This window comes from Paenibacillus dauci (assembly GCF_000971985.1).
Lineage (GTDB): Bacteria > Bacillota > Bacilli > Paenibacillales > Paenibacillaceae > Saccharibacillus > Saccharibacillus dauci.
Window position 1 is genome coordinate 401008 of sequence record NZ_KQ040799.1, and the last position, 20172, is coordinate 421179.

The window sequence follows — 20172 nt, forward strand, 5'->3', positions numbered from 1 at the left end:
CGTGTAGAAACGGCAGCGACAAAATTCATCCTATTACAAAAAGCGCCTGCTTGATGCAGACGCTTTTTACTGTAACCGAATCTCTAACTTCGATATGCGTTGTATTGCAGGATACAGGGAATTCGTCCCTTACGTCCATGCCCAGAAAAATCCGTCACGATCCCAGGCGACACGTCCACCATGAGACTTGCGGAATGCTTTTTTGATTTCCTTATCCAGCGAAATATTGCCGCTCTCACTGGTAAACAGGTACTGTTCTCCATATTGGGCGCGAACATGAGCGATCGCGTCCTCCTGCTTTAAGACACCCTGCTCTCGAATCTGGTTAACCATCCACTCTGCGATTTGCTGCTCTGTTGTTACTGTAGGTTCCATACTGTCTTCCTTTCCATGCTCGTTTCTTGGCGGGATGACGGTACATGATTTCGTGAAACCATAGGTTCTCCCTAACAGTAGTATACTGTAACCATCCGAAAAGGAGTGCATTCCCCATGAAAAAATATATTTTATCTATCCTGCTGTTTGCTGGATTGCTGTCCGGCTGTTCAGCAGTCGATCAGGTCAGCCAGTCCGTGAACTATGTAAGTGAAGTCACTACCTATATCAATAATACTTCCCAGCTGTCCCAGCAGCTGCCTGAGCTTGCACAGCAGGCGATTACCGATCCCAGTGCACGCCAGAGCCTGATTCAGGAATTGCAAAATGCACAGAGCCAGATTAATCAGTTTCAGAATCTGCAGGTTCCCGGCTTTGCCCAGGATCTGCACCAGCAGTTATCCGGTTATACCGATACACTCGGCACGGAAGTGAATGGATTGATCGATCAGGCACAGGCAGGCAAGCTGACTCCTCAAGCACTGAACAACTCCCCTATTTTCCAGACGATCGACCAGATCACCGGTCTGTTGAACCAATTCCAGCAGCTCGGCAATAATTAACAGGATTTCACAAGCTATCTAATTTCAGCATACACTATATAAAGGTCTTTACCGGATGATCGGGAACCTTGCTAATTAGCGAAATAAGGGTCCTGATCATTATTTTACATAATCATATATGTGTTATACACCACAGGTTCAGGAGGTCTGAATATGGAACTGTCAACAACACGCTTATGGATCAGGGAATTGGTCATGGAAGACTGGCCAGCTGTACACCGATATGCTTCCGACCCTAGGGTGACTCTTCATACAATATGGGGGCCCAATACAGAGCAGGATACGATACAATATGTACAGTCCATGCTGAATGAGCAGCAGAAGGAACCGCGTACGGTCTATGAGATGGCCGTCATTCGTCGGGAAGATAACCAACTCATAGGAGGTTGCGGCCTGCATCTATCCGATCAACAGCAGGCAGAGATTGGTTACTGTAATGATCCAGGCAGCTGGGGCAAAGGCTATGCTTCGGAAGCCGCCGCAGCCATGCTCGAATACGGATTCAACCAGCTGAATCTGCACCGAATTTATGCCAGATGCCGACCAGATAATATCGGTTCTGCCAAAGTTATGCAAAAAATAGGCATGAGCTATGAAGGGCATCTGCGGGAGCATATGTATTACAAGCAGCAGTGGTGGGATTCGTACCAGTACTCCATATTGCAGACAGAATTCCGCGAGAAAACCTCTTTTCAAAAAGGGATTTAGCACGGCTCCGTCATAGCGCTGAACCAATATCCTCTACACCTCTGTCTTGCCATATCAATCATGACTCTACAAAAATAATAAAAGCTTCCCGATCCGCTAATGCGGAAAGAGAAGCTTTTTCTATTCGTTATTCTTATTCTAATGTAAGTAAGCTGGAGAGAAACAGAGCACAGCCTGCTGCAAACTTCATAGCAGCCGCGTATCTAATATATTCTCAGTTTACTTGATCAGCTGGATATTGCCGATAAACGGCAGCGGCTTGCGCTGGCCATTGGCTGCATTAATGATACCGACGATCATAAAGGCCAAAGTCGCCAGGAAAACGATAGGATACAGGATAAATCCAATAAAGGGAATTACAGTCAGCACAACCTGTGCGGCTACTACGATAATAAACAACACCAGTCCCTGATTGGCATGATACATAGCAAACGGTGAATTACGCGCAGCCAGAAGCGGTACAAAGAACAGAATATAAGCCAGAATTGCCATTACCTTGTTACTTTGCACATCATTCGGATCTTCGTGCGGGTATGGATCTTGAAAATTGGACATGTGAATTACCTCTCTAATCTTTATATTTTCAGTTCATGATTAGCGGCAGAAAAGTAGACGTGAAGTATGCTATTATGTATGGTTGCCGTATCTTGAAATTCATCCAGAGTATAACATCAACAGACAGGTTTGAATAGATAGAATTATGCATATTCATTCAGAAGGAAAGAAGGCATGTATCTTCTTGGCAGCTTGTTGGAATCAAAATGTCATATGACAATATGCTACTGGTCAAACTGACATCAGAAACAGTAGGATACAACTGTAACCTGTACATAATAGAGATGAATCAGATTCATATGACATGTGTCGCAGATGTCATATAGATCAGAATAAACAAGAGAAAATGCACGGGTGCGTTCCAGATGATATTGCAACTTTATACTTGTTACATCGTGTCATACTGAAGATTTTGGGAGTGGATATTATTGGTTCAGGGGATGAACAAATGGATTCAAAAGTGGTTTTGGTACGATTGGCTGATGCTGGGAATCCGCCTGCTCTGCAGCATCTCTTTGCTGCTTACTACAGTCGATAGACATGCTTATTTTATGCTGCCGTTTTGGATTCTTGTGTTATGGCAGCTGATTGCTTTTACTGTTCCATGGGTATGCTTGCAGCTCAATTACAAATACTATTTGCTTACCGAGATTGTGATTTCGGGTGGATTATGTCTTTATCTGGCATCCTTTTTTCCAGCAGCCTACCTTTCGTTCTTGTTATATGCCTTTTTGATAGCTGCCAATAGCAGACAACAATCTTATTACTGGTCTGCTCCTCTGGTCATACTGCTTGTACCCATTATATTTACGCAGGTTGCTGAACAGAGTGATTTTTGGGCGATTCTGCTACAGTTTGGATTGGCGTATACGTTCGGATTTTCTTTTCATTTACTAATGGTTAATCACCGTCAAAGCGAGATCATACGTGATCAGAATGCGGTGTTGGAGCAGTACCTATCACAGGTAGAACGCATTACTCTGGCTGAAGAACGGAGCCGATTGTCCAAAGAGCTCCATGATACAGTTGGACATGCTTATACCTCCTTGATTATGGGACTCGAAACTCTGCGCCCTGAGCTGGCAACAGTCACCGGTACCGAACGGCTCGATTCTCTGCTCTATCGAGCTCGTCAAAATATGGATGAAGTCAGAAATTATGTACACCAGATGCAATCGCCGCAGGAAGAACTGCCACTCACCCAGTCTTTACAGGCTCTGGCAGATGAATTTCAGGAACATGCTAATGTGACGGTTCGTTTTCAGGCATTCGGAGAAGAGTACATGATAACCAGACAAGCCAAAACCATGCTGTATCGTTGCCTGCAGGAATCGCTGACAAATGCAGTACGTCATGGACAGTCGACCGCAATTACCGTCTTTCTGCGATTTGAGCTTCAGCAGACCAGGCTGGAAATCCAGGATAATGGCCGCGGAACAGAACAATTGCGCGATGGATTCGGCCTTCGTGCCATGAAAGAACGGGCAATAAATGTTCAGGGACAGATTGCCATCTACAGTCAGCCGGATGAGGGCACACTTGTTACTTGCACGCTGCCAAGACAAATAGAAGCCGAAGATGAAGTAATACGTCTGCTGCTCGTCGATGATCAGCCCTTTATCCGCGACAGCCTGCAGATTATTCTGGAAGAGCAGCATGATTTACAGATCGCCGGAATGGCAGAAGATGGTCGGCAGGCTGTTGAACAATGCCGACTGCTTCAACCGCAGTTGGTATTGATGGATCTGGATATGCCCCATATGGACGGAATCTCTGCCACCCGAATGATTAAGCAGACATGGCCGCATATCCATATTCTGATCCTCACCACATTTGAGGATACTGAACAGGCTCTGCAAGCCATGCAAAGTGGCGCAGATGGCTATTTACTAAAATCCATGCATCCAGGAGAACTGGCCGAGACTATCCGTACTGTTCATCGCGGAGGAACACTGATCGATCGGGGCATGTCGCAGAAATTATTCGCACAGTTAAACGATTCGCCGATGATCCAGCCAGCTACAGCCTATGATCTGACGCCGCGAGAGCTTGAGATTCTACAACTTGTCTCGGAAGGACTTCGTTACAAAACGATCGCCTCCAGATTGTATTTATCTGATGGAACCGTACGGAACTATGCTTCATCGGTCTATCTGAAGCTTGGTGTGCGCAACCGGGAAGAAGCGGTACAGAAGTCACGGGAACTGGGGATTTTATAACATCCGAAATAAATAAGAAAAGCGCAAGTGACAAGGACGTTCCCTGCCACCTGCGCTTTTTCACGTTGTTTTATGAATTAATGCTGGATAGGCAATGTATAGTAATTAAATGCCTGATCCAACCATGCACTGGCTTCCTGACGTTTGAGAAGCTGCTTGGAACGAAAGTCCAATGAGCCGTCAGTGTTGATTTGGGTATTCGGGTCGATAATACCTTGTGAGACAAGAGCAGTAATAGCTTTCGCTGCCCAAGGTGCTGTCTGATCTTTTAGTGTGATTTTGAATCGCGGCTCTGCCTGTTTAAGATTTTGGATCATTACCGCTGCTATTTCCCGGGTAATAGGCGCATTCTGCTCATACTGTGGTAATCCGGCGAGCATTTGCTTTCTATTCGGCTCGATCATAAAAGGTTGCTTGTACCACCCTTGAGCGCGCAGCAATACTTCCGAGAACTCCCCTTGGGTCATGGTTCCATCCGGGTCGAACAGATGCGCAGATTTACCGGGCATCACATTTAACGCATGAAGGTTATTAATATAAGTACGATATGGACTGTCTGCCCGTACATCGGAGAACGGTGAATCTACTTTTATTTTCTGTGCATAGGCAACCAGATCGGGCAGCTGCATATAATACAGATAGGCAATCTCGCCTGCTTTATTTTTATTGAATGTTAGTTTGTTGCCTGCTTCATCTTCGAATAACAACGAATCAAGCATATGAAGAGTATGTTTGCCCGACGCTCCTGTCTCCATCACCAATCTTCCATTGGAATAAGACACTTTGGATCTCAGAGCGGCAATACGTGTGTTCTGATATAATCCCACATATTCCTTGGCTTGCTGCGCAGTGATGATTTTGTGTATGGATTTGGGCGCTTTTGATTTTTGGGGATAATAATGATTCATGAATTCTTCGTATACATCCAGGCTCATCATCGAATCATTATTATAGGACATGTACATGGCTGTATTTTTCTCGGGCAAAATAACGATCAGAGAGGAGTGCCCGGTTACGTTTCCTCCTTTGAGAATAACATGCTGGTTGTTCATCTTGTCCTTAAAGTAGCCCTCAAATCCAATCGTAGTAACCGGGATTTTCTTGGAAGGAAACAATTGATACGTATGCATCTGCTTGATACTTTGTGGACTCACCACTTCTTTGCCCCGGTACGTTCCTTTGTTCAGGTGCATGATCAGATATTGGGCCATGTCCCTGGCAGTGGAGACCATGCCGCCTTCCGGTTTTTCTGTAGGATTGAATCCTTCGAGTGCTATCCGTTTACCATCGGGTCCATAATGGGCAGCCATTCGCTTTAATAAAGAAGGAGTAAATTGTACGCTCGTCGATGACATCCCCAGCGGTTTGAAAATATTCTTTTGCATGTACTGGGAATAAGATGTACCTGCCACCTGTGCGACGGCATAGCCAGCCAGCATAAACCCGAAATTGTCATAGGTATAAGCTTCTCCGGGAGGTCTGACGACTGTAGGCATATGTGATTCGATATATGACTTCATTGGGAAATAGTGATGTACATATTCCGGATAGGATTCGTTAGCAATGTCCGGCTCATCAAATCCGCCTGAATAGGTAAGCAGGTCAAACATCGTCAGCTTATGGCCTGTTGTATTCGGAACTTTGATTCCTCCCAAATAATTCTGAATATCACGATGCAAATCCATTTTCCCTTTATCCACCAGCTGCATCGCTGCCAATGCAGTGAACGATTTGGTCACCGACCCGATCTGGAACACCGTATTGGAGTCTACCGGAATTTTCTTCTCTCTGTCTGCATACCCGTATCCTTTACTCAGCATCACTTTGCCATTGGTGATTACGACAAAATTGGAACCGACCGTATTGAATTTCTTCATTTTGTCCGCAAATACCCGGTCTGCGAATTTCTCCAGTTCTTTGCTATTGTTCGGCCCATCCCTGTCTATCTTCGAAGAGGTATGGGATATCATTGGAGCAGCAGCCGAATTACTGCTTGGTGTTGTCATACATGCGGTTGTGCATATAGAAGAGACGAGTAGGACGATCAAACTGGTATACAACATTTTTTTCATGAGTGGTTCTCCTTGAAATGTATTTTGCCGGATCGCATCTGGCATCACCCAGTATGGCAAAATGGCTGTCATACCGACCAGTTACATTTCGTCATGCATTACATTTCAGAGCCGGATGCCAAAAAGCAGAGCTGTTCCGTCTGTTAACGGATCGCTCTGCTTTTGGTATTTCTATGCTGTATATCAAATGTCTGTTTTGCTGCTGTCGGATTTAATTCATGGTTTTGGCGAGCCGGGCAATTTCATCTGGGCTGAGTGCCTCGTTGTAGATACGTACATCATCCAGACTGCCTTTGAAATAGGCATCTGCAGCGAAGCGGCTTTTGCCCAGATAGGCTTCACGGGTCATGAGGTTTTTCGGATTAAACGTCATCTTGTCGTTCGTGCCCGCCAGTTGGCCGTTGAGGTACAATTTACCGGTATCGCCTGCCAGTGTTACTGTGACATGTACCCATTTGCCTTGTGGCATCGCTGAGCCAGTAACAATATTCTGGTCCGTATTATTCTGATGAATCGTAAACTGCATTCCGGTTCCCTGCGATGGAGTCAGGAACATAAAGCCATTCATTCCATTGCCAAAGTCCATGATCCGCTGCCAGGCTGCGCCACCGTCCCATTTGACCCAGGCAGCAAAAGTAAAGTCCTCGCCATCGGTTACTGTTCCCGGTAGCTGTACATAATCATCCCGGCCATCCAGTGTAATCATGCCGCCACTGCCATATACATTTCGGGTTACGCCATTCATCAGCGTACCATCGTAATGATTATAGGTACTGTCTGTGACAGTGGTACCGGAAGTTTCATCGAATGTGTAATGACTTAGCAGCGGACCGCGTCCCTGCTCCAGTACAGTCACTTTGAAATTTTTGTTCTTTTTGGAACCGTCTTTGGTAATGGTAGCAATCAGGGTTACTCTGGCATTGCCTTCACCAGCTGCCGGACGAGTCACTACTCCGGTATTCGAGATAATATCCGGCTTATTGGAACGCCAGCTGATCTGTGAATCACGTGTGCCTTTTACCGGCAGATTCAGATCGTAGAATACCCCGCTGATATCACCCAGGCTCAGATCTTCATCCACACTGGAGACGATCTGTTTATCTTTGAGCTTTTCACGCTGGCTTCCCCATACACCAACACCGGACGAAGACAAGGCACTGAGGGTGATGACTGTTTTGCCGGAATCGGCATTGGTCTCATGCAGGAATACGCCCGTATAGGTGACTCCATTCACTTTGAAAATCCCTGTATTTTTGCCTTGCAGCTCCCAGGTTCCGCTAATATCACCGGTAATGGTACCGTCACTGTTCAGCTGAGCGGATACGGAATGATGAATATCCGCGCTGATATTTTTGTCCTGCGTAATCCACTGGTAGCTTCCGGCAATCTCATTTTTGCTGACTGCGGCCTGAGGCTGCTGCTCACCAGCGTACCGATATGGCGCTACGACCGGCCAGCCGTCTTTATTCATGAACATCTCATGGGTGCGTACTTCATGCGCTTCACCGCGTCCAGGGAAGCGGGAATGGAAGATCAGGAAATAACGTCCGGTCTGTTCATCATAGTAAGCAGAGTTGTGACCCGGTGATACCGCCCCTGCACCCGATCCTTCGCCGGGATCGCCAATTTCGCGATCGAACTGGTAGTTCCCGATAATCTTGACGCCGTACGGCTCGATCGAATCATCGTCAAACAGCGGCTTGGTTGGATCAGCCTTGACGTTAGTCATCTCATTGCCTGCCGCATCGTAGAACGGTCCATCCGGTGTTTTGGAGCGAACAACGCGCAAATTGTATCCGCCAGTCGCATCCAGTCCGCCGAATGACAGGTACATGTAATAATAATCCGTATCCGGGCTATACATCATATAAGCGCCCTCGATCCGGCTGTGATTGCCACCGATTACTTTTTTGCCGTATCCCTGTCCAGGCAGAGGTTTACCGGTAGCCGGGTCCATCTGCATAACAAAGATACCGCCGGAATATGAACCATAGACCATCCATAGCTTGCCGTTCTTATCATAAAATACGTCAGGGTCTACCGCATTCGGATGAATCCGTGCATCATAGATCGTACCGTCTTCACTCTTTTGATCCCACATACCGGATTTCAGGAAAATGCCTTTATCCTTGTACGGACCTTCAATTTTGTCGGCTACTGCGATCCCCATTGCCGAACGTGGTGAATCGCCTTTGCATGCATTGTAGTACATATAGAATTTGCCATCAGCCAGTTGGATCACATCAGCAGCCCACAGCGTATCGGTCTGTGCCCAATCCAATGCTTCCCGCAGCTCGGTAGTTACATTCGGAATCAGTGCATTACCGTCGGCTACTCCGGAAGAGATCATATCCCAGTTCATTAGATCCTTGGATTTGGCAGATGCCAGATGGGAGCCAAAGATATAAAATGTATCTCCCACTTTGATTACAGACGGATCATGGACAGAGGCTTCCTTGTACAGAGGCGCAGCTGTACGACTGGCCTGAAGAGCTGCCATCTGCTGCTGCACATATCCCGATGATTGTACATTTACATAAGCTTGCGGCTGGTTGGTTTCGGATGCCGCAGAGATGCTGCCTGGCAATAACAGGGCTGTTCCCAAAGCGAGAAGGGTTGTTTTCTGCCATATTGGTTGTCTGGATTTCATTATTTTCTTCCTCTCTGTATATAAATCTGTGTATATATAAGGCGATAACGAAAAAATGATCAAATACATACTATTCTGTAATCGTTAATAAATATATTTACGTTATTGAATTAAAACGCTTGCATAAAAGATGATATCTGTACAGATAGCGCTTACAAACATAATAATTCACTTATTTATAAATAGGCAAGAAATATATTTATATATTTGTGTATTATAAATATATAAGTTAAACAAGTAAACGATATATAATTCGTTATATTTATATCCGATCCTTTTTCCCTTTTAGATTCACTGCTCTTCTTACCCGTATGTTCTTCCTTTTTTTCATCAAAAAAGCCTGCCGTCTTTCTTGATGGCAGGCTTGATTTATTGGGATTATATCCTGTTGTGGAACCAAAAAAAATGCTTTGTAGATGATCGGACAGATATTGTCCTCGATGTATAACCTACTCTGCCGCCAGCGTACGATTGTACACTTGCTGTTGCAGATAATCCATAAGTTGTGCCACGGAAGTAAACAGCTGATCCGGTTGTGCTTCGCGCAGTTCCTGTTCATCTCCGGCCGGTGCCCAGCAGGCAGAGGCAATGGGAATGCCTACTTCACGAGCTGCCTGGATATCGCCGAGTTTGTCTCCGATATATAATGCTTCTTCGGCAGGAACGCCGAGCTGCTCCAATACACTACGAATCCCCTGCGGTTTGATCTCTTTCTCGGCAATTCCATTTTCCACTACTTCAAAATACGAAGCGATACCGAACTGATGCAGCGTATAATCGCTTGTCGGCTTACTTTTGCCTGTTACCATGGCAATATGCATACCCTGATTCCTCGCCCATGACAGTAGCTCCCGCATTCCTTCAAAAGGAGCCGGACAGATCGCGTCATGCATTTCTTTGTAGCACTGGATATAATCATGCAACGCTTCTTCCCGGTGATCCTGAAGTAGCGTGCGGATAATTCCTTCCTCCGACGGGCCAAACGCATCCATAATTTCCTGATCGCTAATCTTTCTGCCCGCCCATGGTTCCAGCGCCTGATGGAACGCTTCCAGACAGAGCGGCTCGGTATTGCCAATGGTTCCATCCAGATCAAAAATAAGGCATGTAATCATGTCATGACCTCCTTGTACTGTGGAAGTATATTACCCTGATTACATGCCTGTTATGACACTAGTGATGTATAAAGTTATAGACCTTTTTGCTTGTGCAAGTGTTGTACCTTATTTGAGATATCGACGCGCTCCGGCAAATTCTTTTTTGTAGGCCGGTGTATCTACCGAAATAATCTCGACAGTCTTGCCTGCTTTTGGAGAATGCATCATTTTGCCGTCTCCGATATACATGGACACATGGTGTACACTGCCTTTGCCATTGTCATGGGCGAAAAACATCAGATCACCAGGCTGCATATCGCTCCAGCTTACCGGCGTGCCTTCCTTGATCTGGGCGGAAGCATCACGCGGCAGGGCAATCCCGTGGAAACTGTACAGTGTAGAAGTAAAGCCGGAACAGTCAAATCCATACGCGGAGATGCCGGCCCACAGATACGGCAGTCCGAGGAACTGTTTGCCTGTCTGAACAAGCTCTTCGCCGGTCGGTGCAGGAATATCGGATAATTGTTCATAGACATCCGCATCCTGCTTGCGCAGCCAGGCAGTGCCATTATCCGGCATATGCACCTGCAGCCAGTTTTCTTCGTTCGCGACCAGCGGCAGACGTGTATTGAAGCTCAGCGTCAGCAGACTGCTTTTGCGATCCGTATCATATAATTTGGCCGTCTTGGCACTGACGATAGCTACCGGACATTTGCTGTAGGCAGCACCTGTAGTCGTTGTCAGAATCTGCTTGCGCGGCAGCCAGCCCGGATAGCCGTACTTGCTGCGTGGTGTGGATTGTCCGACGACAGCGACATACGCCCAGTCTCCCTGTACTTTTAGCAGACGAACTTCCTGGCCATATAATGCCTGTGTTTCTGTTTTGCCGGTCAGCCAGCGGCGTTGATCCGCTGTAGCCATATTGGATGTCCATTTCTCCATATCGACTGGACTCGACAGCGATGGGGTATCCATCTGACGTGCCAGACCCGGTTCTGTCCACAAGGTAGCTACAGCGACATTTACATAATGCTTGCGTGCAGTTTGATTCACTTTACAGTCCTCTTTTGCTGCAGAATGGGATGTGGAGGCTGCTGCCGAAGTATGGCCTGCCGTTGTCCATGCAGCCAGCATCAGCAGACAGGCGGAGAGCAGCAGTGCCGCACCTGCCCAGCGCCCAGGGCGTCTGATCATCGTTGTGGATCTATTTTTCATATAAGTGATCTCCCTCGGGTACTGCATCCCATCTCATAGGATACGAAGCACCCGGATTCCATTTTTTGTATTATTTTAGCATAGCGAATCGCATCACGGTCGTTATTCCATTATAAAAATCATCATTTGCGAAAATCGATTATTTGCGCCGTAATTCTTCTTCCAGATCCTCGTCAAAACGAATGCACTGGATCAGCTGAAAAACAGCGGCCAGACCAAGAGCGCCCCAGATGCCGGAAGTATCTACACCCGGTTGAATCTCCGATAGTGTGTAGAGCAGAATCGTATTACGCACAATAGCAATCACCTGAGTCTGCCAGAACTTCAGACTGCGACGCAGCAGTGGATACACATATTCTACGGTAGCCGGCTGTACATAAATCGCCAGTAAAAATAAACCTGCGACCGTCCAGACGGAATAGATCAGTGCACTGTCCCGTCCGTCGAACCGGATCAGATGAATCAGCGAACCAAGGTAGAAAAAGGCATACGCTGCAAAAGAAGCACCTGCTACGACAACGACCAGTCCAAGCGAGATCAATATTGCCATCGACAGACGATCGAACAGACTCGAAGGGCGGAACATTTTTTCCAGTGGATCTACCGGCTGACTGGATTCGGGATCACGCCGCGGAGAGCGGACAAATTTGAAATAGGAATACATACAGATCAGCATAAATACGATTATGCAGGTGATTAGCAGATTCTTCTCAATATGGATATGCTTCCGCTCCCTTCTGAATAATAATCCAATGCTGATCTGATCACGGAATAATATGTATCTCATACTATCATAAACCACTTATTCTTTCCTCTGTCCCGATAAATCCTTTTGGACTAAACACCAGTGATTTCCTGCAATTCACTATATTGTCACCATTTGCTGTAAAATTCAATTTTTCATGTCATAATGCAAGTTTGTTTATTGAAATCATGCTTCTAAAGCATTATATAACCTGTCATAATATAAATACACATGATATTCGTCTAGAAAGGAATCTTCCTAATTATGCCGCTTAATCATACAATCTATACTCACTCCGATGCCCACCAGCCGCTGGATCTTCATCTGCTTTTTTTTGGCAAGGAAGAATGTCTACCCGGTCATGCATGGGGACCCGGTATACGGGATGCTTATATTTTGCATTATATTCACGCAGGCACAGGTACCCTGCGAATAGGAGATGCAGAATATCATCTGGGCCACAGTCAGGGGTTCTTGATTCCGCCGGATACGATTGTACAGTACGAGGCAGATCCTGTTGAACCATGGGTATATTCATGGATCGGCTTCCGCGGTTTGCAGGCGCTGTCGCTGATGGAGCGGTCGCAGCTCACGGTCTCCTCTCCCGTCTACCGGATGCATCCTGAATCGATATTTGGCAGCTTCTATGAGCGGCTGCTGGAGACAGCCAATCAACCTGCCGGAGATATCCAGGCCCAGGGCATCCTTTATCAGCTGATGTATACGCTGATTGCCCGCCTGCCGGTTCACACAGCTGCCGCCCACCACTCCCGCTCCAAGGAGTCCCATATCCGTCAGGCGATCGAATATATCGAGAACAGCTACAGCCAGAAGATCAGCGTATTGGACATTTCACAGGCAGCAGGTCTGGATCGTACCTATCTGTCCAGCCTGTTCAAAGCCCGGTTTGGCATGTCCCTTCAGGCATTTATGCTGGAGTACCGAATGAACCGTGCTGTAGAGTTGCTGCATCATACCGATCTGTCGGTCAGCGAAGTCTCTCGCTCGGTTGGCTATGAAGATCCTTTTTTATTCTCCAAAATGTTCAAAAAAATCAAAGGCGCTTCTCCGCGCCGTCTGCGTGAAGAGCTGCTGCAGACCGGTCCTTGATCCTGCTTTCTCTTGCTTCGCTCGCTCTGGTCGACATTTCTTCACAGCAGCTTGCTGCTTACAGAACAGAAGAGCGGTCATGCATCATCTCTGCCGGAGCCACACCCATTTTACGTTTGAATATCCGGTAAAAGTACGACACTTCCTGATAGCCCAGAAATTCGGCGATCTCGGCGATCGTCAGCTGGGATTCGGTTAGCATATAGACTGCCCGCTTCATACGCTGATCGTGGACATATTCGCTGATCGTCTGGCCAGTTGTATTTTTGAACAGCGAAGCCGCATAATTGGGAGTTCGCTGGATGAGTTCACCGAGATGCTCCTTGGTAATCCGGCGGCTGTAATTTTGCTGGATATGCTGCTTCATCGCATCAACCAGACGCTGCTTGTCCTCACGGATCATACCGCGATCATATTCACGGTTCAGCTCGACGAGCAGCTGCACCAACAGCGAATCCGCCAGCAGCCGATAATAGGCAGGCTTATCCCGCCACTGCATGGCAATATGCCGGAGACGATCATGGTATAGATCATAGCCGCCAGGCTTCATTTGCAATACCTCCTGGCTCTGCAGCAAAGGCAGTACATACTGTTGTACCCGGAAGCGAATCACCTGCTTGGTATGGACACGGGTAGGAACGCTTTTGCCATAATAACCAGCTCCAGGCGGAATGAGCAGTAATTCTCCTTTCTCCAAAATCCGCTTTTGTCCATTCACCCAGTACACACAATTGCCATATGTAATCAAAACAAGACTGTATTCATCCTCTTTCAGATACTGTTCTTCATACCAGTCCATCTGGTGCTGTTCCTGCACTTCCACTACTTCCAGCATATGCTGTACCTCCTTGCATCACACAGGATTTGAATCTTTTTCCGGAGATTATCAGACTTTTTAGCTGCATTTTGTCATAAACTGCGCTTTATTGCTGTTCTTAAATCATACTATAGTACATTGATTGTACAATAGTTCATAGCAGTCTGTGTATGTTACAGCTACAATGAATTATATACTACAGGTTGCCGGATAACGGTCCTCCCAGCATGGCAGGACAGAAATGGGACATTCGGACAGCCGCTACTACAACAGGGCTGATCCTTATACCAGCCTGCATACTCGAGGAGGATTATTCAATGTTAAGAACTAAAATCATCTGTACAATGGGACCCGCTTGTGACTCAATCGAAATGCTTAAGGAAATGATCCAGGCTGGCATGACTGTAGCCCGTCTGAATATGGCTCACGGCGAGCTGGAAGATCACGTGATGCGTATCCGTAACGTACGCCAGGCTGCAGCCGAGCTGAATACATTTGTACCGATCATGATGGATATCAAAGGACCTGAAGTACGTATTGGCAAACTCAAAGAAGCTTCCTTTGAACTGCGTACCGGCAATCAGCTTATTCTTACGACCGAAGAGATTCTGGGTGATGCCGAGCGTATCGGTGTTAACTATCCGCAGCTGAACCAGGATGTTCATGCCGGCGACCGTATTCTGCTGGATGATGGACTGATTGATCTGACCGTACGTGAAGTTCGCGATAGCGAGATTGTGTGTGATATCGTCAGCGGCGGTACCATCAAGCCTCGTAAGGGTGTCAATCTGCCGGGTATTCATACTTCCCTGCCGGGCGTTACCGAGCGTGATGTGATGCACATTCACTTTGGCCTGGAACAAAATATCGAGATGATCGCGGCTTCCTTTGTCCGCAAAGGCGATGATATCCGCGAAATCCGCGATATTCTGGCGAAAAACAATGCCGAAGATGTACAGATTTATTCCAAAATCGAGAATGCCGAAGGTATGGAAAACCTCGATGATATTATCGAAGCTTCCGATGGTATTATGGTAGCCCGTGGCGATCTGGGTGTCGAAGTACCGATCCAGGACGTACCCGCTCTGCAAAAAGAAATGATCGATAAGTGTAATGTAGCCGGTAAACCGGTTATCGTTGCGACGCATATGCTGGAATCCATGCAGGTGAATCCTCGTCCTACCCGTTCCGAGGTCAGTGACGTTGCTAATGCTGTACTGCAAGGAGCAGACGTAATCATGCTGTCCGGAGAATCCGCTGCCGGTAAATATCCGGTACAGTCCGTACAGACGATGGCTGCTGTAGCCAAACGTGCCGAGAGCATGCTGGATTATCAGGAGCAATTCTCTCGCAAAAGAGCACTGCAATCTACCAACATTACCGAAGTGATCAGCCAGGGCGCAGTTAGCGCATCTCTCGAACTGAACGCCAAGGCAATCATTATCTCGACCGAGAGCGGCTTCACTGCCCGCATGATCTCCAAATATCGTCCAAGCGCTCCGATCATCGCTGTTACCCACAACGATGCGGTACTGAACAAAGTGTGCCTGCTGTCCGGCGTTATTCCGGTCAAAGGTGAAGCGGTATCCAGCACGGATGAAATGTTCGAATCCGCGATCCGCAATGCCGTAACTACAGGTCATATCTGTGCCGGCGATATCGTTGTTCTGTCTGCCGGTGTACCGATTGGTCAATCCGGTAACACTAACCTGCTCAAAATCCAACAGGTATAAACTACTTCCTGTATAGTCCATATACAGCAACAAGCCACGAATCCTCTACAGTGATTCGTGGCTTGTTTTATTTAGCAAATGTGTTGAAATCGTAATCTGGAAAAATTAAATTTTGCGTGCATACTCTACCAGCGATTGGGACATATGATTGATCTCATCCATGGATGCATTCAGCTGCTGGGTCAATGCTGCCTGCGACTGGGTCAGCGTCGTCATATTGGCGATCTGCTCCAGAATTTCTCCGATCTGGTCTTTCATCTCGCCCAGGCTGCTCTCAATGTTCTCTGTAGCATTTGCACTGTGGATAGCCAGCTTGCGTACTTCATCGGCAACAACAGAGAATCCTCTTCCATATTCACCGGCACGTGCTGCTTCGATCGATGCATTCAAGCCCAGCATATTGGTCTGATTGGCAATTTCACGGATAAAAGCAGAGATGTTTTTGGTTTCTTCTGCGCTATTCTGTGCTTTGTGGGCAGCTTCTGTAGAATGTTCCTGAGCACTTGCCAGATCCTGCGCCTGTCCGGTAACCGAATCAATCGCGGTAGACATCTCACTAATCGATTGAGACAACTGGGACATACGTACAGTCATAGCCTCCACAACATCATTTTTGTTTTTCTCATACGTAATATCGCGGATCGTGCCTGCTACGCGCAGCGGTGCTCCGTTGGCATCCCGGAGCGTTGTGCCTCCTGCATGATACCAGCGGTATTCGCCATTTTTGAGCTGCAGACGATAATCGATGGCAAACGGTGTACGGCCGGTATGGTCATTCAAATGGGCTGCAAAAGCGCTCAATGCTTCTTCCTTGTCTTCCGGATGCAGTCGGTCGCTCCAGCTACTCAGTACATTCGGGAAATCCCGCTCATCCTGGAAGCCCAGTACCTGGCGGAATTGTGGAGACCACCAGAATTCATTATTCGGATTGACCGGATCACCGGCTTCTACCTGCATATCCCATGGCGCTTCTACCAGTGCCTTGTTGATCAGATCATAGCGGTTCACCAGTGCCTGCATTTCTTCATCCTTGATTCTTCGCTCATGTACATCAAATAGCGCTCCCGCTACACGCAGCGGTACTCCACTGTGATCACGGATGGTTGTACCGGTCGCGCGGTACCAGCGATATGTGCCATTTTTCAGTTGCAGACGGTATTCGATGTCATAGGGTGTTTTGCCACTATGATCGAGCAAATGATTTACAAGTGCTGCGAGTACCCACTCCTGGTCATCCGGATGCAGACGCGAAGCCCAGCTGTCCAGCACATTCGGGAATTCCTGTTCACTGTGATAACCGAGCATATGACGGAATTCATCAGTCCATGTAAAAGCATTGTTCGGATTGACCGGATCGCCGGCTTCTACTTCCATATCCCACAGTCCCACATGAATCGCTTTGGTGACCAGATCCATGCGCATTTTCACATCATTTTTTTCGGTTTGTACAGCTTGAAGTACCTCATTGATGTTGTTTACAATCTCGATCATGCTGGCATCGTCGCTTTGCAGTTGTAATTGTGCTGAAGATTTGCGGGCATCAGCTGCCAGACGTCGGCTTGCTTCAAGCAGTTCGTTCAAGGATACATGAGTGCGTTTTGCAGTAAAAATAGACATTCGTTCTCTCCTTTGTGCAGACTATCGATCTGCTCATTCTGTAATACGGCTTATCCTGCTGCCGGCTTTCTTTTCCAAAAAACAAATCCTATTCGATGTTAAATGATCCCTTGGAATTAGTCTTTTAGAATCACTATAATTCTATTCTCGTAATTATTCGGCAAAATATTATAAGTCTTTGTACCCATTATTCGACTTTATATAACATTTTTCGATTAAAATAACGAAAAAATATCGAATCCATGGTAATTATTATGTATTTTTATTTATAACCACCAATTTTATCGGTGTTATTTGTTATCCGTTATTCTGTAGTCTGCAAATGATACAATCGAGCAACGAGCGCAAACATGAGGTACATATAATGGATAAAGCGAATATCCACATCCTATATGGCACAGAGCAGCCTGCTTGCAAAAGAGACCGTTTATATTTGATAACAGATCATTAAAAGGAGGTATATGATGCAGCCATTTACCGCAAAAGCCGTACAGGTTATTCGTTCTATTCCCGAGGGCAAGGTGATGTCCTATGGACAGGTAGCTGCAGCAGCCGGCAGTCCGCGTGCTGCAAGACAAGTGGTTCGTATTCTGCACTCCATGAGCAGCAAACATAATCTGCCCTGGCATCGTGTTGTTAATAAATACGGCGAGATTGCTATACAGGAGGATGAGTCCAGCTTTGAACAGCGTGCACTGCTGGAAGAGGAAGGCATTATATTTAGTATAGAGCAGCGGATTGACCTGACGAAGTATAGTTATTATCCATCGGAAGAGGACCTCATGAATCGTATTCAAGACGAGCAGTAAACCACTTATAGCAAGCCTGCCACCGGGCTGGTTCTGCTTGCTGCAAATAAAAAACAGCTGATCCGAAATCTATTCTGTATGCACAAATGCAACAGAATAGATTCCAAATCAACTGTTAACTATCAACTGCCCACTTTATCACAATGTGGTTTTCACAACTTTGGAAAGGATGGGCCTAATACACTTACCTACAAATGACTTTACATCGTTCTAACAATATCCTCACGTACTGGAGTAAAGGTATCCAGCAGAATTCCTGGAGCCAGCGCACGGGCAGAGTGAACTGCGCCTGCCGGAATATTCAGCGCTTTGCCTGCACTTAGTTCGTAGGCTTTACCATCAATAACAAAACGGAACAGCCCTTTCATGCAGTAGCTCATCTGCTCATGCGGATGGGAATGCTCGGCACTCTGCGCACCGGCTTCAAAGTGGACTTCCATCATCATTAGGGAGGTGCCTGGTTCAAATACTTTACGTCGTACCCCCGGCTCCACCAATTCCCAGATTCCAATATTACTCAAGCTCGTGTTAATCATTTCTTACATCTCCTCCTCATTTGTTAGTATCTTGTACGTTTATTCAACAACAAGTGTTATATTTAAAAGCTCCGATTCATGTGATACATATTGTAACACTTTTTTGAAACAAAGAAACAGTGTATACTTTCACAAAAAACAAAATAAATAAGTAGTTACTTTTTACCATTAATATTGGAAAAAGTCGATTTTTATCGTTTAAAAGACCAAAAAGGCCGGAATATAGAATTCCCGGCCTTTTATATATCACATTATCCCACAGATATGACACATTATTGTCACATATATTGAAATCGAATACTCTAATCGTTTGCTAAATTGTGCTTTTCATTCTCGAATACAGCTAATCCGTAGCGTTCCATAGGCTCAGTATGCCCGGATCGTTCCGCCATCTACCAGCAGAGACTGTCCGGTTACATACGTATTGGCAAAGGAACCATAGAAAGCGACCATCCGGCCAAATTCTTCGGGTGTACCCAAACGCCCCAGTGGAATCTGACGTAGTGATTCGGTCTGTATCTCCTCCAGCGTCCGCTGCTCTGTCCCGGCGCGTTTTTGATCCAGCTCCATAATGCGTTCTGTTGCAATCCGTCCAGGTGCTATCGTATTAATCAGAATACGATCAGCAGCATATTCCGAAGCCAGACTTTTGGTGAGTGCCTGAATACCGGCACGGAACACATTGGAGAGAATCAGGCCATCGATCGGCTGCTTGACCGAAGAAGAAGCGATGTTCACGATACGTCCACCACCTGCTGCCTGAAGAGCAGGTAGAGCGGCGCGAATCAGACGGATCGTACTGAGCAGATTCTGTTCAAACGACTGCTGCCACTGCTCATCATCCATATCCGCAAAATTACCAGCTGGCGGTCCGCCTGCATTGGTGACCAGCACATCCAGCCGTCCATACGTATCCTGTGCACTCTGGATGGCCTGCTGGATCTGTTCCTTATCTTCCACATCCATGCGTACCGTATGTACCTGTTGTCCGGTCGCCGCTTCGATCTCTCTCGCTGCCTCTGCCAAATGTTCCATATTACGACTTGCTATCGTCACCAGTGCTCCTTCCCGGGCAAATTCCAGTGCGCTTGCCCGTCCGAGACCTTTGCTGCCTGCTGCGACAAATACCGATTTTCCATATAATCCGAGTTCCATTGTTCTTCCTCCTCTTCCTGACGGGAATTTAGATACGATCCAAATTTATCTTATTGGCGTCAAAATCTGCTGTTTTCCAGTCATTCCTTATGAAAATGGGAACATACGAGCGTTTAATCTGCCTTATTTCCATTCGCCTATCTGAACTTCCAATACTAGCTCTGTCGTATTTTACAAATACGCCCTATAATTATTA

At 46.6% G+C, this 20172-nt stretch carries 17 protein-coding genes; 6 read left to right on the top strand and 11 right to left on the bottom strand.

Annotated features, from left to right (window positions below):
* Positions 1–129: 129 nt before the first annotated feature.
* Entirely contained in the window at positions 130–375 is a 246-nt protein-coding gene (locus tag WH46_RS05180) for a DUF6953 family protein (RefSeq protein WP_046225952.1), read from the bottom strand.
* A 116-nt stretch (positions 376–491) separates the two neighbouring features.
* Here WH46_RS05180 and WH46_RS05185 point away from each other — a divergent pair, with 116 nt between their 5' ends.
* Both WH46_RS05185 and WH46_RS05190 read left to right on the top strand, forming a co-directional pair.
* A complete protein-coding gene (locus tag WH46_RS05185) occupies positions 492–938 on the top strand; it encodes a DUF6376 family protein (protein WP_017813952.1) in 447 nt (148 codons plus the stop codon).
* A gap of 153 nt (positions 939–1091) precedes the next feature.
* A complete protein-coding gene (locus WH46_RS05190; protein ID WP_046225953.1) occupies positions 1092–1646 on the top strand; it encodes a GNAT family N-acetyltransferase in 555 nt (184 codons plus the stop codon).
* Positions 1647–1865: 219 nt separating this feature from the next.
* On the opposite strand, the gene WH46_RS05195 is transcribed toward WH46_RS05190, so the two are convergent.
* Positions 1866–2201, bottom strand: coding sequence for a DUF4870 domain-containing protein (locus tag WH46_RS05195; protein WP_046225954.1), 336 nt, complete (start codon positions 2199–2201; stop codon positions 1866–1868).
* A gap of 440 nt (positions 2202–2641) precedes the next feature.
* On the opposite strand from WH46_RS05195, the gene WH46_RS05200 reads away from it, so the two are divergent.
* A complete protein-coding gene (locus WH46_RS05200) occupies positions 2642–4420 on the top strand; it encodes a helix-turn-helix transcriptional regulator (RefSeq protein WP_046226024.1) in 1779 nt (592 codons plus the stop codon).
* Positions 4421–4497: 77 nt separating this feature from the next.
* Here WH46_RS05200 and WH46_RS05205 read toward each other — a convergent pair whose 3' ends face one another.
* From WH46_RS05205 to WH46_RS05230, 5 genes are all read right to left on the bottom strand, one after another.
* The gene (locus WH46_RS05205) at positions 4498–6492 is read right to left on the bottom strand and encodes a serine hydrolase domain-containing protein (protein ID WP_046225955.1); all 1995 of its coding nucleotides are present in this window, start codon (positions 6490–6492) and stop codon (positions 4498–4500) included.
* 211 nt (positions 6493–6703) lie between these two features.
* The gene (locus tag WH46_RS05215) at positions 6704–9142 is read right to left on the bottom strand and encodes an arabinan endo-1,5-alpha-L-arabinosidase AbnB (protein ID WP_046225957.1); all 2439 of its coding nucleotides are present in this window, start codon (positions 9140–9142) and stop codon (positions 6704–6706) included.
* Between the two features lie 449 nt (positions 9143–9591).
* Positions 9592–10257, bottom strand: coding sequence for an HAD family hydrolase (locus WH46_RS05220; RefSeq protein WP_046225958.1), 666 nt, complete (start codon positions 10255–10257; stop codon positions 9592–9594).
* A gap of 108 nt (positions 10258–10365) precedes the next feature.
* Positions 10366–11373: a C40 family peptidase gene (locus tag WH46_RS05225; RefSeq protein WP_082208317.1), complete on the bottom strand. Its 1008-nt coding sequence runs from the start codon at positions 11371–11373 to the stop codon at positions 10366–10368.
* Positions 11374–11593: 220 nt separating this feature from the next.
* On the bottom strand, positions 11594–12241 hold the full coding sequence (locus WH46_RS05230) for a hypothetical protein (protein WP_152425907.1): 648 nt from the start codon (positions 12239–12241) through the stop codon (positions 11594–11596).
* A gap of 222 nt (positions 12242–12463) precedes the next feature.
* Between WH46_RS05230 and WH46_RS05235 the strand changes: the two genes are divergently transcribed.
* Positions 12464–13309 carry an AraC family transcriptional regulator gene (locus WH46_RS05235; RefSeq protein WP_046225960.1) on the top strand — a complete coding sequence of 282 codons (846 nt, stop codon included), beginning with the start codon at positions 12464–12466 and terminating at the stop codon, positions 13307–13309.
* 58 nt (positions 13310–13367) lie between these two features.
* On the opposite strand, the gene WH46_RS05240 is transcribed toward WH46_RS05235, so the two are convergent.
* The gene (locus tag WH46_RS05240) at positions 13368–14144 is read right to left on the bottom strand and encodes an AraC family transcriptional regulator (protein WP_046225961.1); all 777 of its coding nucleotides are present in this window, start codon (positions 14142–14144) and stop codon (positions 13368–13370) included.
* A 299-nt stretch (positions 14145–14443) separates the two neighbouring features.
* Between WH46_RS05240 and pyk the strand changes: the two genes are divergently transcribed.
* Positions 14444–15859 carry a pyruvate kinase gene (gene pyk / locus WH46_RS05245; RefSeq protein WP_017813941.1) on the top strand — a complete coding sequence of 472 codons (1416 nt, stop codon included), beginning with the start codon at positions 14444–14446 and terminating at the stop codon, positions 15857–15859.
* A gap of 105 nt (positions 15860–15964) precedes the next feature.
* On the opposite strand, the gene WH46_RS05250 is transcribed toward pyk, so the two are convergent.
* Positions 15965–17470 carry a methyl-accepting chemotaxis protein gene (locus tag WH46_RS05250; RefSeq protein WP_407944399.1) on the bottom strand — a complete coding sequence of 502 codons (1506 nt, stop codon included), beginning with the start codon at positions 17468–17470 and terminating at the stop codon, positions 15965–15967.
* Positions 17471–17940: 470 nt separating this feature from the next.
* On the opposite strand from WH46_RS05250, the gene WH46_RS05255 reads away from it, so the two are divergent.
* A complete protein-coding gene (locus WH46_RS05255; RefSeq protein WP_046225963.1) occupies positions 17941–18285 on the top strand; it encodes an MGMT family protein in 345 nt (114 codons plus the stop codon).
* A 200-nt stretch (positions 18286–18485) separates the two neighbouring features.
* Here WH46_RS05255 and WH46_RS05260 read toward each other — a convergent pair whose 3' ends face one another.
* Together WH46_RS05260 and WH46_RS05265 are read right to left on the bottom strand one after the other, a co-directional pair.
* Complete coding sequence (locus tag WH46_RS05260) at positions 18486–18821, bottom strand: cupin domain-containing protein (RefSeq protein WP_017813938.1); 336 nt, start codon at positions 18819–18821, stop codon at positions 18486–18488.
* Between the two features lie 366 nt (positions 18822–19187).
* Positions 19188–19976, bottom strand: a complete 789-nt coding sequence (locus WH46_RS05265) for an SDR family oxidoreductase (RefSeq protein ID WP_046225964.1) — start codon at positions 19974–19976, stop codon at positions 19188–19190.
* Positions 19977–20172 lie beyond the last annotated feature (196 nt).

Excerpts from the sequence above, each read along its gene's own strand:
- WH46_RS05205 (WP_046225955.1), bottom strand. The coding sequence starts at position 6,492 with ATGAAAAAAATGTTGTATACCAGTTTGATCGTCCTACTCGTCTCTTCT.
- WH46_RS05200 (WP_046226024.1), top strand. The coding sequence starts at position 2,642 with ATGAACAAATGGATTCAAAAGTGGTTTTGGTACGATTGGCTGATGCTG.
- WH46_RS05240 (WP_046225961.1), bottom strand. The coding sequence starts at position 14,144 with ATGCTGGAAGTAGTGGAAGTGCAGGAACAGCACCAGATGGACTGGTAT.
- WH46_RS05225 (WP_082208317.1), bottom strand. The coding sequence starts at position 11,373 with ATGCTGGCTGCATGGACAACGGCAGGCCATACTTCGGCAGCAGCCTCC.
- WH46_RS05190 (WP_046225953.1), top strand. The coding sequence starts at position 1,092 with ATGGAACTGTCAACAACACGCTTATGGATCAGGGAATTGGTCATGGAA.
- pyk (WP_017813941.1), top strand. The coding sequence starts at position 14,444 with ATGTTAAGAACTAAAATCATCTGTACAATGGGACCCGCTTGTGACTCA.
- WH46_RS05230 (WP_152425907.1), bottom strand. The coding sequence starts at position 12,241 with ATGAGATACATATTATTCCGTGATCAGATCAGCATTGGATTATTATTC.
- WH46_RS05195 (WP_046225954.1), bottom strand. The coding sequence starts at position 2,201 with ATGTCCAATTTTCAAGATCCATACCCGCACGAAGATCCGAATGATGTG.
- WH46_RS05180 (WP_046225952.1), bottom strand. The coding sequence starts at position 375 with ATGGAACCTACAGTAACAACAGAGCAGCAAATCGCAGAGTGGATGGTT.
- WH46_RS05235 (WP_046225960.1), top strand. The coding sequence starts at position 12,464 with ATGCCGCTTAATCATACAATCTATACTCACTCCGATGCCCACCAGCCG.
- WH46_RS05215 (WP_046225957.1), bottom strand. The coding sequence starts at position 9,142 with ATGAAATCCAGACAACCAATATGGCAGAAAACAACCCTTCTCGCTTTG.
- WH46_RS05265 (WP_046225964.1), bottom strand. The coding sequence starts at position 19,976 with ATGGAACTCGGATTATATGGAAAATCGGTATTTGTCGCAGCAGGCAGC.
- WH46_RS05260 (WP_017813938.1), bottom strand. The coding sequence starts at position 18,821 with ATGATTAACACGAGCTTGAGTAATATTGGAATCTGGGAATTGGTGGAG.
- WH46_RS05220 (WP_046225958.1), bottom strand. The coding sequence starts at position 10,257 with ATGATTACATGCCTTATTTTTGATCTGGATGGAACCATTGGCAATACC.
- WH46_RS05185 (WP_017813952.1), top strand. The coding sequence starts at position 492 with ATGAAAAAATATATTTTATCTATCCTGCTGTTTGCTGGATTGCTGTCC.
- WH46_RS05255 (WP_046225963.1), top strand. The coding sequence starts at position 17,941 with ATGCAGCCATTTACCGCAAAAGCCGTACAGGTTATTCGTTCTATTCCC.